We start from the raw sequence: 13660 nt of genomic DNA on the forward strand, positions 1-13660 counted from the left end.
GATCAGGCGTCCTTCTGCTTGGTGCCGAAGATCTTGTCGCCGGCATCACCTAGGCCCGGGATGATGTAGCCGTGTTCGTTGAGGCGCTGGTCGATGGAGGCGGTGTAGATCTGCACATCCGGGTGCGCTTCATTCACCGCCTTGATACCTTCGGGGGCAGCGACGAGCACCATGGCGCGGATTTCCTTGCAGCCAGCCTTTTTCAGCAAGTCGATAGTGGCGACCATGGAACTGCCGGTGGCGAGCATCGGGTCGATGATCATCGCCAGGCGCTCGTTGATTTCCGGCACCAGCTTTTCCAGGTAGGTGTGCGCCTGCAGGGTTTCCTCGTTGCGGGCCACGCCGACGGCGCTGACCTTGGCGCCCGGAATCAGGCTGAGCACGCCGTCGAGCATGCCGATGCCTGCGCGCAAAATCGGCACCACGGTGATCTTCTTGCCGGAGATCTTCTCGACCTGCACGGGACCCGCCCAGCCTTCGATTTCATAGGTTTCCAGGCGCAGATCCTTGGTCGCCTCATAAGTGAGCAGGGCGCCCACTTCCTGGGCCAGCTCACGGAAGTTCTTGGTACTGATATCCGCGCGGCGCATGAGGCCGATCTTGTGGCGAATCAGCGGGTGGCGGATCTCGAGGACGGGCATTGCGGGTCTCCGGCAAAAATGGGCAAAAAACACGCTAGATTAAAGCATTGCATTGCAACTTGGCGCTGCCGATATGGAACTTTTTGCATTCGTCGAGCAACGGCTGTGCCATTTGTCGTGTGTCGCTGCCGGCGCTTGCGCCTTGTCAGGCGGATGCGTAACGTGGCCGACTTTTTTCTGACCCGGTGAAAAATCCCGCGCCGGGGCCACCCATGCGGAGCCGCCTGCGCCCGCCAACGAGGACACCCTATGTCTGCCGATCTCGCCCACATCCGCCAGGTCATGGCCGAAGCCGACTGCCTGTACAGCGAAGCCGACGTGGAAGCCGCCATCACCCGCGTCGCCGCCGCCATCAACGCTGATCTGGCCGAGCGCAACCCGGTGGTGTTCTGTGTGATGAACGGCGGGCTGATCTTCTCCGGCAAGCTGCTCACCCAGCTCGACTTCCCCCTGGAAGCCAGCTACCTGCACGCCAGCCGCTACCGCAACCAGACCAGCGGCGGCGAGCTGTTCTGGAAGGCCAAGCCGGAAGTGTCGTTCATCGACCGCGACGTGCTGATCATCGATGACATCCTCGACGAAGGGCACACCCTGGGCGCGATCATCGATTTCTGCCACCACGCCGGTGCCGCCAACGTGCACACCGCGGTGCTGATCGACAAGGATCACGACCGCAAGGCACGCCCGGACCTGAAGGCCGATTACGTGGGCCTGCCGTGCATCGACCGCTACATCTTCGGTTACGGCATGGACTACAAGGGCTACTGGCGCAATGCGCCGGGCATCTATGCGGTGAAGGGGCTCTGAGAGCCTGTTCCCGATTTTTTGGGCGACATGAAAGAGACGGCTACAAGGCAATAGCAGCCGTTCGCGTAACCCGTAGGAGGGGCTTCAGCCCCGAGCTTTTTATCAAGGCAAACAAAGAGCTCGGGGCTGAAGCCCCTCCTACAAGTACTCCGTTCACCGGCTGCTAACGCCACTTTGCAGGCAAAGCGCTGAAATCACCCCCGAAGATCGTGAATGGCTTCCAAGCCCCTCGGCTGGCTGGCACGCGATTCAGGCGTCGCTTGGCCAGCTCTCGCAGATCGCTCGCGCCTGGGGCAGATCGCGGGCGTAACTGAGGCGCCCGTGGGCCCGCTGCAGGCCAGCCCTACGCAGCTTCAGGCGCAGTGATGGCGACGCGCCGCTGATGATCAGGGCGATGCCCTGCTGGCGGTATTCCAGCACGGTGCTGTGCAGGGCGGCGAGGGCGGTCATGTCGAGCATCGGCACGGCGCTGACATCCAGAATCACCACGCGGATATGCGGATCGAGCCGGCGCAGCGCTTCCAGTGTGCGCTGCGCCGCGCCGAAGAACAGCGGCCCGCGGATGGCCAGGGCCAGCACGTGTTCGGGCAGGTCGCTCAGGGCCTGATGGCCGTTGCGCGGCAGGCGCTGGGCATCGGTCAGCTCGCTCATCCGTTTGATGAACAGCCCGGCGGCCAGCAGCAGGCCGACGCCCACCGCCAATACCATGTCGAACAGCACCGTCAGCGAGAGGCAGGTGAGCAGCACCAGCACATCGCTGCGCGGCGCGATGCGCAGGGTATGAGCCACGTGATGGGCCTCGCTCATGTTCCACGCCACGATCAGCAGCAGAGCGGCCAGCGCGGCCATCGGCAGGTAGCTGAACAGCGGGGCGAGAAACAGGATGGCCGCCAGTACCACGCCAGCATGAATGATTGCGGCGAGCGGCGAGCGCGCGCCGGCCCGCACGTTAGTGGCGCTGCGGGCAATGGCTGCGGTGGCGGTGATACCACCGAACAGCGGTGCGACCAGATTGCCGATGCCTTGGCCGAGCAGTTCGGCATTGGGGTCGTGCTTGCTGCCGGTCATGCCGTCGGCCACCACCGCGCAGAGCAGCGACTCGATAGCGCCGAGCATGGCGATGGCGAAGGCCGGCGCCAGTAACTGGCGGATCAGTTCGAACGACAGCACCAGCGGCTGACCATCGGCGCCCGGCAGTTGCCAGGGCCAGGCGAAGCTCGGCAGGAAAGGTGGAATGCCTGGGTAGCTGACGCCGTCGACGCTGTAACTGAAACGCTCACCGAGGGTCGCTACCGGCAAGCCACCGTGTTCCAGTGCCAGGCCCAAGAGCGCACCGACCGTCAGCGCTACCAAGTGCCCGGGTACCCGCGGCACCAGCCGCGGCCAGACCAACAATACGCCGAGGCACGCCAGCGCAACCATCGTGTCCCCGGGCTGGATGCCTGGCAGCGCCTGCCAGAGCATCTGTATCTGCTGCACGTAGTGGCTCGGCTGCCCGGCCAGTTGCAGGCCAAGCAGATCCTTGAGCTGCAGGGTGGCGATGACGATGCCGATGCCCGCGGTGAAGCCAAGGGTGACCGGGTAGGGCACGAACTCGATCAGCCGCCCGGCCTTGAGCAGGCCCAGGGCGATCAGGATAAGCCCGGCCATCACCGTGCACAGCAGCAGGCCGCCAATGCCGAACTGCTGGGTAATCGGCAACAGGATCACCACGAAGGCCGCCGTAGGGCCGGAGATGTTGAAGCGCGAACCGCCACACAGGGCAATCAGCGGTGCGGCGACCAGCACCGTGTAGAGGCCGTGTTGCGGCGCTACACCGACGGCGATCGCCAAAGCCATGGCCAGTGGAATGGCGATGATGCCCACCGTGAGGCCGGCAGCCAGGTCGCCGCGCAGGCTGGCCCAAGAGTAGCCACTACGCAGGCTCTGGCGGCAGGCGGCGAACAGGGTAGGCATGGCGGCGCTTCCTGAAAGGAATGCCGGCAGTATAGAACGGCGCCGGACGCCCGGGTGTTGACTTAGGTCGCGTACCGCCTTGCCTGTGGCGGTGATAGGAGCGCCGGATGCGCGGTGCGTTGAGCGCTCGTCACGCCAGGGGTACACTGCCGGCCCCGTGTTCTGGTTGGCTGGAGTGAGCGATGCGTAAAGACAAGAAGCAGGTCATTGGTGACGACATCAGCGATGAGCAGATCAAGCTGTTCCTCGCCGTGGAACCGGCCGATGCCACGCCGCCTTCGCTGCACAAACTGGTTAAAGCCTACCGCGGCCTGCGTGACCACGACTTCGAACGTTTCCTGGGCTTCTTCGTCGAGGCCGGTTACGACCTGGATGCCAAGGACGCTGACGGTAATGACTTCGTTGCCTTGATCCAGGATCAGCGCAATGCTGAGGCCTACGTCGCGGCAGTCAAAGCTGCTCGCGGTTAAAAACCTGTCCACGAGTTTTTAGGCGACGTGAAAGAGGCTGCTACAAGGTAGAAACAGAAGCTCAGCGATTGCGTAGGAGCGGCTTTAGTCGCGAGTTTTTATTAACGCAAACAAAGAGCTAGGGGCTAGAGCCCCTCCTACTAAAGCCACGCGTTCACCGGCGGCGACATCCAGTCGTCGCCTATCTGATCAGCACAGCAAGCTAATCGCCGCGCTTGCTGTCGATCCGTTCCAGGCGATTGCCTTCGAAACGCAGAAAGTAGTTCATGCCGTTGCGCGGCCCATAGCTCCATTCTTCGATCTGCACCTCATGGGTGAAACCGTAGCGGTCGGTCTGATCCTTGTAGCCGATGAACGAACGGTTGTTCGGTTCGCCGCATTTGGCCTGTACTTCGGCCGTGGTGTCGCCGGTGCTGGCGATCGCTCTGTCGCAGCGCCAGGTCGAGGCATTGGCGGTGCCGGCCAGCAGCACCAGCAGGGCGCAGGGAAATAGTGTCTTGATCATGGTCATTGCCGGCGTTTGCGCTCGATGCGCGTTAGCCGATTGCCCTCGAAGGTCAGGATGGTAAACATGCCGTTGCTGGGCTCGTAGGCCCATTCCTCGATATTGGTTTCGCGCCGGTTGTAGGGGCCGACCGTGTAGCCGACCGGGTCACGGAACGCGGGCTCACCGCATTTCTGCATCACCTCGAAGGTACGATCACCAAGGTTCACCAGCTTGCTGCCACAGCGTAGCGTGTCGGCGTGACTCAGCAGTGGGCTGGCGCATAACACCAGCAGCAGACCTAGTCGTTTCATGCTTGTCACTCGCTGCCCAGATGAAGGGGAGTGGCCACACGGCCATCGGGTTCTGCCTGGCCGAGGTTGACGTCGAGCAGGTAGATGCGCTCGTCCGCCAGTTTGTCGCGGTCCACCAGGTAATCCTTGATCGCCGCCGCGCGCTGCTGCGCGAGCTGGCGCTGCAGACCGCGGCTGTCACTCCAGGATGCCAGGACCGCCGCATGCAGTTTGGCGGTGCGTTCGTCATCGCTCAGTTTGGCCCATTCGGCCGGCGGCTGCTGCTTGAGGCGCGCGCGGTAGATGCCTTCGAGTAGTGGGGCTTTCTCGTCCTCGGGCACCACCAGCTCCTCGGCACTGCCCGGCACCTTATCGCCACGGCGCTGCATGATGCGGTACAGGTAATCCTGATATTCGCGTTGCAGGCGTCGCTCTGCGAGCAGCGGGCCGTCGGCACTCTGGGCAGCTGCGCCTTCGATTTCCAGGCGCAGGGCGGGGCGTTCCTGCAGGGCGTCAGCCAGGGTGTCCAGAGTCTTTTGCGCCTGCTCGTCGAGCTCGGCGCTGCCAGGGGCGAAGGCCACGGTGCTCAGGTCCATGTCGCTGCCGCCCCTGACGAGCCCACCGATGAACTTGAACGGTGCCTGGGCGGTGCGCAGCACCAGGTTGCGCAAGGTCTGCCAGACGATGGGCATGACGCTGAATTGCGGGTCGTTGAGGTTGCCCTGCAGCGGCAGTTCCAGGGAGATGCGCCCCTGGGTGTCTTTGAGCAGGGCCACGGCCAGGCGAATCGGCAGGTCGACGGCGTCCGGGCTGTCGACCTTCTCGCCCAGTTGCAATTGCTCAACCAGCACCTTGTTCTCGGCGTTGAGCTTGCCGTCGTTGATGCGGTAGTGCAGGTCCAGATTCAGGCGGCCCTTGCGGATGCGGTAGCCGGCGAACTTGCCGGAGTAGGGCGTCAGGGTAGTCAGCTCGACCTGCTTGAACTGGGTGGCGATATCCAGGCTCTGTAGCGGATCGAACGGCGTCAGGCTGCCCTTGATGCTGACCGGCGCGTAGCGGTCCACCTTGCCGGTGACGTTGACCGGCGCCGGTTTGCTGCTGGTGCTGTCCAGGGTGCCGATGCGGCCATTGAGCTGCTGCACGGCGGTGGCGAAGTTGGGCCGCAAGCTGAAGTCGGCGAAGTTGGCCGAGCCGTCCTTGAGGCTGACCTCGCCGATGCGGATCGCCATGGGCTTATCCGCCGAGGCATTGGCGGCGGACTTGGCCTGGGAGGCGCTGCCGGCCGGTTGCTTGATGATCAGCTCGTTGACGTTGGTGGTCAGGTCTTCGTTGATGATGAAGCGCGCATAGGGCTGCTCCAGGTCCACCCGTTCGATGTCCAGGCGCTCGCCGTGGCGGTAGTCGATGCCGCCCAGGTCGAGCTGCTTCCAGCGCAGCAGGTCACGGTCCTTGATGGTGTCCAAGGTGTGCAGCTGGGTCACCTGCGCCTTGCCTTGCACGCGCAGCGCCAGCGGCTCGGTGCCGGTCAGGGCGACATCCAGATCGCTGTTCAGCAGCCCGCTGCGCAGCTCCAGATGTACGAAGGGGCTGATGTAGGCCTGGGCCACACGCATATCGACGTTGCGGGTGGCGACCTTCAGGCTGGCGGTAGTCGGGCTCAATTGCACCTGGCCTTCGGCCTGCAGCTTGCCCTGTTTGCCGATGCCGGTATCCAGCTTGAGGTTGAAAGGCGAGGTACCCAGGCTGTCGAAGTTCTGCATGTCCAGATTGAGCGGGCCGAGCTCGACGGCGACCTCGTCGTCTGGCACGCGGTCCACCAGATGGGCGTGGTAGTCGCGCAGTTGCACGTCCTTGACCTGCACCTGCCAGGGTTTGGCCGGCTTTTTCGCTGGCTCGTCGTTTTCTGCCTCGGCGGTCTCAGGTTTGGCGGGCTCGGGGCTGTTCGACTTGGCTGCTGGGGCCGGTTTCTCACCTTGTCCGGATTTACCGGCAAACAGCTTCTGCCAGTCCAGCTCACCATCCTTTTCACGGCTCGCCCAGGCTTCGAGCTGCTGTCCGCGTACCTTCCCGATCACTACTTGCTGCTTGGCCAGGTCCAGCGAGGTTTCGCTGACTTCCAGCGATTGCAGCTTGATCAGCGGCTTACCGTCCGGCGCCTTCATGGCGAACGGCGCCGCCTTGAGGCGCGTGTTGCTGAGGCTCAGCTCGGTGCCCTTGCGCAAGTCCAGGCGGTAGTCGGTGGCGAGGTTGACCACACCCTGTTCGAGCACCAGCGGCACAGCGTCGCGCACGTAGGGCCAGAACGCCTGCATGGGTTCGTCGGTGATCTTCAGGGTGCCGCTGGAGCTGAACGGGCTCAGGCTCAGCTCGCCGCTCCAGTCGATACGTCCGCCCGCCGGGCCGGTGGCCACCAGGGTCATATCGGCGTTGTCGTCGGGCAGGGTGCTGAGGTTGTGCAGCTCGAGGTTCAGGTCGTCGTAGTGGATGTCGATCGGCTCCTGCGGGCGCAGGTCCTGAAAACGCAGGTTACCGCCGGCCAGTTCGATACGGTCGATGCGCAGCGGAAACGGCTCGCCAGGCTCATCGGTTTTGGGCTCGCTGGGCGGCAGCTTGAACAGCTGCGCCAGGTTGAGGGTGCCGTCCTTGCTGAAACGTACCTCGGTGTGCGGCTTGACCAGGGTGACGTCCGCCAGGTGCAGGGCGCCGCTCCACAGGCTGTCCAGCTCCAGGTCGACCGCCAGGTGTTCGAACGCCACCTGCTCCTTGCCGGGCTCGCCCAGGTGCAGGCCCCATAGTTTCAATTCCAGGGTGAAGGGGTTGAGCTGCAGGCGATCCAATCGCGCCGGCTCGGTCGCGTAGTTCTCCAACTGCTGATTGGCGATACGCAGGGCAATGCCCGGCAGGATCAGGAAGCCGATCAGGCTGTACAGGCCCAGGGCAATCAACAGAGCAGTGGCGGCGCGGCGCAATCCTTTGGGCATGGTTTCGCTTCATCTTCCTGGCGGGAGTGCCTTGGATTATGGCACGGGGCCTAGGTTCCGAGGGAAGGGTGGCCCGTTCAGAAATGCAGCACCAGGGTCTTCAGCGGTGGGTTGCCATCGGCCGAGGGAAAGTCTGCAGCCGGTGGCAGCTGTTCGTATTCGCGCACCGGGCGGCCGAGCTTGCTGGCGCAACGCAGCACCTGCTCGCGCCATTCGTCCATGGGCACTTTCGCCAGGTTGTTGCAGCACACCAGGGTGCCGTCCTCGGCCGTGGCGAGAATCGCCGGCTTGAGCAGGCTCTGGTAATCGCGCAGCAGGTCGACGGTGCCGAAGGCGCTCTTGGCCCAGGCCGGCGGGTCGAGAAACACCAGGTCGAACTGGCGCTTTTCCAGGCGCGGGTAGCTCGGCAGCTTCTGGCCACGGCGCGCGGCGATGGGCAGCCCGGCCCACTGGCGGATCGCCGGGAAGTAATCCGATTGCACGAACTGCATGGCTGGCAGATCCGGGTTGAGCACACCATTTTCGCGGCCGACCGTCAGGTTGCCTTCGGCGAAGTCGAGGTTGACCACCTCACTCGCGCCGCCGGCGGCAGCATTCAGGCCCACGCCGCAGGTGTAGGCAAACAGATTGAGCACGCTTTTGCCGGCGCTGTGGCGCTGCACCCAGCCGCGGGCGTTGCGCAGGTCGAGAAACAGCAGCGGGTCCTGCCCGGCATGGCGGCCACGCACCCTGTAGTTGAGCCCCCATTCCCGGCCCACCAGATCGACCAATGCGCTGTCATCGGCGACGTACACCGCGTCGCTGCGATCAATGCGCGAGTTGCCCTTGGAGCGGTCGTTGTAGACCAGCAGGGTGGTCAGTCCGAGGCTTTCGTTGATCTGGCCGTGCAGGGCAAGCAGCTCGTCGCGGCCGAGTGTCTGGTGAAAGCTCTGCACCATCAGTTGCGGGCCGTAGCGGTCGACGGTCAGGCCGCCGGCGCCCTCCTGGCTGCCATGGAACAGGCGATAGCAGTCGGTGCCCTGGGCGTGCAGGTCATTGAAAAGGTTTTCGCGGGCGGCGAGGGCGGCGCGCAGCGCCTGGTCAAGAGAATGCACGCGCGGCGTCTCGGAAAAGGGAGGGCCGGCAGTTTAGCAAAAAAGCGCCGGCTGCCGGTTCACGGCCGATGCCTCAGAGCCTGTTCAAAGTCTCACGAGCTAGAGCAATGCAAGGCCTAGGCGGCCCCGCAAAAAACAGGCGAGGATGCGGAGTTTACGAGCTGTAAATGAGCAGTCCGACTGGGCTGGCAATCCAGCCTGTTTTTAACGCCGCAGTGCCGACACGCAGCAGACTTTGAACAGGTTCTCAGGTCAGGGTGCCACGCGCCGGGCGGCTCGCTGCGCTGCGCTGTTGACCACCGCCCAGCGCAGCAGCTTGGCGGTGCGTCTGACGCCGGCGCGGATCACCGGGCGGCGCCAGGCGACCTGATGTTCGCCCAGCAGCTCGCTGGCCCAGTCCGGCAGCAGGTCGACGCCGGCCTGCATCATCAGGCTGCCAAAGGGCTTGGCCAGAATATTCGGCACTGGCGCGGCATACAGCAGCCGAACCACTTCGCGGGTGCGGTCATCGCATTGCAGCTGCGGGCGCATGCGCTGCAGATAATCGCCGATGGCCTGGCTGGATTTGGGCACGTTCTGGGCGCCCAGGCGTTCGGCGATCAGCGCCACCTCGCGGTAATAGCGATCCTGCTCGGCGACCGGCAGTTCTGGGTCCACATAGCGCAGGTAACCGGCCAGAAACTGGCTGACTTCGGAGACGTGCACCCAGGTCAGCAACTCAGGATCGTACGCGGCATAGGGCCGGCCATCCGGCGCCTGGCCAACTACCTGCAGGTGGATGCGCCGCACCTTGTCGATCAGCTGCTCGGCGTCGTGCCGGCCGCCATAGGTGGTACCGGCGACGAACAGGCTGGTGCGACGCAGGCGGCCGATCATGTCCTGGCGGAAGGTGGAGTGGTCCCACACGCCGGCCAGGGCCAGCGGGTGGAGCATCTGTAGCAGCAGGGCGGAGATGCCGCCGACCATCATCGAGGTGAAGTCGGCGTGGACCTTCCAGACCATCGATTCGGGGCCGAACAAACCGGCGTCGAAGCGCGGCTGATCAAGGTCGAGCACGCCCAAGGACGCGCCGGTAAGGCTGTGCACCTGCTTTTCGATCTGACGACGTAGGCTTTCCATGACGCGCAGTTTCAGCGCTTGCCCGATCCAAGGCAAGAGACTCCATGGCCTCACAAATGTCAGGCCATGGAGCGGGCGTCAGCTGTTGAGACGCTGTTCGATCAGACTGTCGACCACGCTCGGGTCGGCCAGGGTCGAGGTATCGCCGAGGCTATCCAGCTCGTTACAGGCGATCTTGCGCAAGATGCGGCGCATGATCTTGCCCGAGCGGGTCTTTGGCAGGCCCGGCGCCCACTGGATCAGCTCCGGCTTGGCGAAGCTGCCGATTTCCTTGCCGACCAGGCTGAGCAAGTCTTTCTTCAGTTCATCGCTCGGCTCCACGCCGTTCATGGTGGTGACGAAGGCGTAGATGCCCTGGCCTTTGACGTCATGGGGGTAACCGACCACGGCGGCCTCGGCCACGGCGTCGTGCAGCACCAAGGCGCTTTCCACCTCGGCGGTACCGATGCGGTGGCCGGAGACGTTGATCACGTCATCGATGCGCCCGGTTATCCACCAGTAGCCATCCTCGTCGCGGCGCGCGCCGTCACCGCTGAAGTAGTAGCCGGGGTAGGCGGTGAAGTAGGTGTCCAGCATGCGCTGGTGGTCGCCGTACACGCTGCGGATCTGGCTCGGCCAGCTGGCCTTGATCGCCAGTACGCCGGCGCCCGGGCCGTCGATCTCCTTGCCCTGTTCGTCGAGCAATACCGGCTGCACGCCGAAGAACGGCCGCGTCGCCGAGCCCGGCTTGAGGTCGGTGGCGCCGGGCAGCGGGGTGATCATGATGGCGCCGGTCTCTGTCTGCCACCAGGTGTCGACGATGGGGCAGCGCTGCTCGCCGACCACCTTGAAGTACCATTCCCAGGCTTCCGGGTTGATCGGCTCGCCGACGCTGCCTAGCAGGCGCAGGCTGCTGCGTGAGGCTTTCTTCACCGGCGCCTCGCCTTCACGCATCAGCGCGCGCAGGGCGGTCGGCGCGGTGTAGAAGATGTTCACCTGATGTTTGTCGATCACCTGCCAGAAACGCGAGGTATCCGGGTAGTTGGGCACGCCCTCGAAGATCAGGCTGGTGGCGCCGTTGGCCAGCGGACCATAGACGATGTAGCTGTGCCCGGTGACCCAGCCGACATCGGCAGTGCACCAGTAGATGTCACCGTCGTGGTAGTCGAACACGTACTTGTGGGTCATCGCTGCCTGCAGTAGGTAGCCGGCGGTGCTGTGCAGCACGCCCTTGGGTTTGCCGGTGCTGCCGGAGGTATAGAGGATGAACAGCGGGTCTTCGGCGTCCATCGGCTCGGCGGGGCAGTCGGCGCCTACCTGCTGTATGGCCTCGGCGTACCAGAGGTCGCGCTTCTCATCCCAGCCGACCGCGTTGCCGGTGCGTTTCACCACCAGCACGGTGGAGACGTTGGGGCAGCTCGCCATGGCCTTGTCGACGTTGCTCTTGAGTGGTATCAGCTTGCCGCCGCGTACCGCTTCATCGGCAGTGATCACCGTGCGGCAGTCGGCGTCGAGAATGCGGTCGCGCAGCGCGTCCGGCGAGAAGCCGCCGAATACCACCGAATGCACGGCGCCGATGCGCGTGCAGGCGAGCATGGCGTAGGCCGCCTCGGGCACCATTGGCATGTAAATACAGACTCGGTCGCCTTTCTTCACGCCGCGTTTCTTGAGCACATTGGCCAGACGGCAGACCTGCTCGTGCAACTGCTTGTAGGTGATGGAGGCCGAATCCTTAGGATCGTCGCCTTCCCAGATCAGCGCCACCTGGTCGCCACGCTTGGCCAGGTGGCGGTCGATGCAGTTGTGGCTGATGTTCAGCTGGCCGCCGGAAAACCAGCGGATATCGCCTTTGCTCAGGCTGCCACTGCAGACTTCGTCCCAGGGTTTGAACCAGTCGAGAAAAGCCTTGGCCTGCTCGCCCCAGAAGGCCTGCGGGTCGTCGACCGACTGGCGATAGAGGCGTTGGTAGGCGGCGTCGTCGAGGTGGGTGTGCTGGCGAGCGGCGTCGCTGACGGGATAAATATGCGGGAGAGACATGGCGGGTACCTTTGTTGTTATGTCCGCGATAGACATCAAGGGTAGCAGCCAAGTTTTGAGGCGCTGTTGCCGAGTGACGCAAAGTGTTGCGGGCGCCCGGCAATGGGCGCCCGCAGCAGGCATCACCCGCGATGACGACCGCGGAAATAGTTGATCAGCCCCTGGGTCGAGCCGTCTTCCGCGGCGCTCGGCTCGCTACCGACCATGCGCGAGTAGACGCCCTTGCCCAGCTCCTTGCCGAGCTCCACACCCCACTGGTCGAAAGCGTTGATGCCCCAGATGGCGCTCTGGGCGAACACCTTGTGCTCGTACAGCGCCACCAGTGCGCCGAGGCGGCGAGGGCTGATGCGCTCCAGCACCAGGGTGTTGCTCGGCCGGTTGCCGGGGATGACCTTGTGCGGCGCCAGGCGCTGCACGTCGTCTTCGTTCATGCCCTTGGCACGAAGTTCGGCCTCGGCTTCCTCGCGGGATTTGCCGAGCATCAGTGCCTGGCTCTGCGACAGACAGTTGGCGTACAGCCACTGATGGTGATCGGCGACCGGGTTGAAGCTCACCACCGGAACGATGAAGTCCGCGGGAATCAGCTGGGTGCCTTGGTGCAACAATTGATGATAGGCGTGCTGGCCGTTACAGCCCACGCCGCCCCAGATCACCGGGCCGGTGGCGCCGCTGACCGGGCTACCGTCCTGGCGCACGCTCTTGCCGTTGGACTCCATGTCCAATTGCTGCAGGTGCTTGGTGATGTTGCGCAGGTAGTGGTCGTACGGCAGGATCGCCTGGCTTTGGGCATCCCAGAAATTGCCGTACCAGATGCCCAGCAGGGCCATCAGCACCGGCATGTTCTGCTCGAAGGGCGCGGTCTTGAAGTGCATGTCCATGCTGTAGGCGCCGGCCAGCAGCTCCTTGAAGTTGGACATGCCGATGGACAAAGCAATCGGAAGGCCGATGGCCGACCACAGCGAGTAACGGCCGCCCACCCAGTCCCACATCGGGAAGATGTTTTCCTCACGGATGCCGAAGCTCACCGCCGCCTCGCGGTTGCTCGATACGGCGATGAAGTGGCGGTATAGCTCGGCTTCCGAGCCGCCCTGGGCCAGGTACCAGCCGCGCGCGGCCTGGGCGTTCTTCAGGGTTTCCAGGGTGCCGAAGGATTTCGACGAAACGATGAACAGGGTGGTTTCCGCCTGCAACTTGGCCGACAGCTCGTGGAATTCGCTGCCGTCGATATTGGCCAGGTAATGGCAGCGCACGCCGCGCTGGGCGAACGGCAGCAGCGCCTCGGACACCAGCTGCGGGCCGAGGAAGGAGCCGCCGATGCCGATGTTCACCACATCGGTGATCGGCTTCTCGGTGTAGCCGCGCCAAAGGCCGCTGTGGATGCGCCCGACCAGTTCGGTCATCTGCTGCAGCACGCGCTGCACCTGGGGCATCACGTCCACGCCGTCGACCAGCACCTTGTCGCCCAGCGGCCGGCGCAGGGCGGTGTGCAGCGCCGGGCGGCCTTCCGAGGCGTTGAGTTTCTCGCCGTCGAACATGGCGCGGATCGATTGCTCCAGGCCGACTTCACGGGCCAGGGCCATCAGCAGAGCGATGGTCTCGTCGCTGGCCAGGTTCTTCGAATAGTCGAGAAACAGCCCGCAAGCGCTCAGGGAAAGCTGCTCGAAGCGCCGTGGGTTGGCGGCGAAGGCATCGCGCATGCTGAAGCGCTGCATGGCCTGGCGGTGCTGTTGCAGCGCCTGCCAGGTGGGAAGGGCAAGAACATCGAGCGGCTGACGGTGATACGCCATGGGGCTTCCTTG

11 protein-coding genes are annotated in these 13660 nt (G+C 64.2%); 2 read left to right on the forward strand and 9 right to left on the reverse strand.

The window, feature by feature from the left end; genetic code table 11:
* Positions 1-2 precede the first annotated feature (2 nt).
* Positions 3-641, reverse strand: a complete 639-nt coding sequence (gene upp / locus BM279_RS17200; RefSeq protein WP_013790052.1) for a uracil phosphoribosyltransferase — start codon at positions 639-641, stop codon at positions 3-5.
* A 249-nt stretch (positions 642-890) separates the two neighbouring features.
* On the opposite strand from upp, the gene BM279_RS17205 reads away from it, so the two are divergent.
* A complete protein-coding gene (locus tag BM279_RS17205; protein ID WP_013790053.1) occupies positions 891-1448 on the forward strand; it encodes a hypoxanthine-guanine phosphoribosyltransferase in 558 nt (185 codons plus the stop codon).
* A gap of 249 nt (positions 1449-1697) precedes the next feature.
* On the opposite strand, the gene dauA is transcribed toward BM279_RS17205, so the two are convergent.
* Entirely contained in the window at positions 1698-3404 is a 1707-nt protein-coding gene (gene dauA, locus BM279_RS17210; protein ID WP_093505697.1) for a C4-dicarboxylic acid transporter DauA, read from the reverse strand.
* A gap of 182 nt (positions 3405-3586) precedes the next feature.
* On the opposite strand from dauA, the gene BM279_RS17215 reads away from it, so the two are divergent.
* Positions 3587-3874 carry a PA4642 family protein gene (locus BM279_RS17215; RefSeq protein ID WP_093505699.1) on the forward strand — a complete coding sequence of 96 codons (288 nt, stop codon included), beginning with the start codon at positions 3587-3589 and terminating at the stop codon, positions 3872-3874.
* A 202-nt stretch (positions 3875-4076) separates the two neighbouring features.
* Here the strand turns inward: BM279_RS17215 and BM279_RS17220 are convergent, their stop codons facing one another.
* From BM279_RS17220 to pgi, 7 genes are all read right to left on the reverse strand, one after another.
* Positions 4077-4385, reverse strand: coding sequence for a DUF2845 domain-containing protein (locus tag BM279_RS17220; RefSeq protein WP_081729549.1), 309 nt, complete (start codon positions 4383-4385; stop codon positions 4077-4079).
* Positions 4382-4672 (reverse strand): DUF2845 domain-containing protein, encoded by a 291-nt coding sequence (locus tag BM279_RS17225; RefSeq protein WP_093505701.1) that lies wholly within the window; start codon positions 4670-4672, stop codon positions 4382-4384. Before BM279_RS17225 ends, BM279_RS17220 begins: the two co-directional genes overlap by 4 nt.
* A gap of 5 nt (positions 4673-4677) precedes the next feature.
* A complete protein-coding gene (locus BM279_RS17230) occupies positions 4678-7632 on the reverse strand; it encodes a DUF748 domain-containing protein (protein WP_093505702.1) in 2955 nt (984 codons plus the stop codon).
* Positions 7633-7709: 77 nt separating this feature from the next.
* Complete coding sequence (locus BM279_RS17235; protein WP_093505704.1) at positions 7710-8726, reverse strand: class I SAM-dependent rRNA methyltransferase; 1017 nt, start codon at positions 8724-8726, stop codon at positions 7710-7712.
* Positions 8727-8978: 252 nt separating this feature from the next.
* On the reverse strand, positions 8979-9845 hold the full coding sequence (locus BM279_RS17240; protein ID WP_093505908.1) for an oxygenase MpaB family protein: 867 nt from the start codon (positions 9843-9845) through the stop codon (positions 8979-8981).
* A 78-nt stretch (positions 9846-9923) separates the two neighbouring features.
* A complete protein-coding gene (acs, locus tag BM279_RS17245) occupies positions 9924-11861 on the reverse strand; it encodes an acetate--CoA ligase (protein WP_093505707.1) in 1938 nt (645 codons plus the stop codon).
* Positions 11862-11983: 122 nt separating this feature from the next.
* Positions 11984-13648, reverse strand: a complete 1665-nt coding sequence (gene pgi / locus BM279_RS17250; RefSeq protein ID WP_093505709.1) for a glucose-6-phosphate isomerase — start codon at positions 13646-13648, stop codon at positions 11984-11986.
* Positions 13649-13660 lie beyond the last annotated feature (12 nt).

This window comes from Phytopseudomonas straminea (assembly GCF_900112645.1).
Taxonomy (GTDB): Bacteria; Pseudomonadota; Gammaproteobacteria; order Pseudomonadales; family Pseudomonadaceae; genus Aquipseudomonas; species Aquipseudomonas straminea.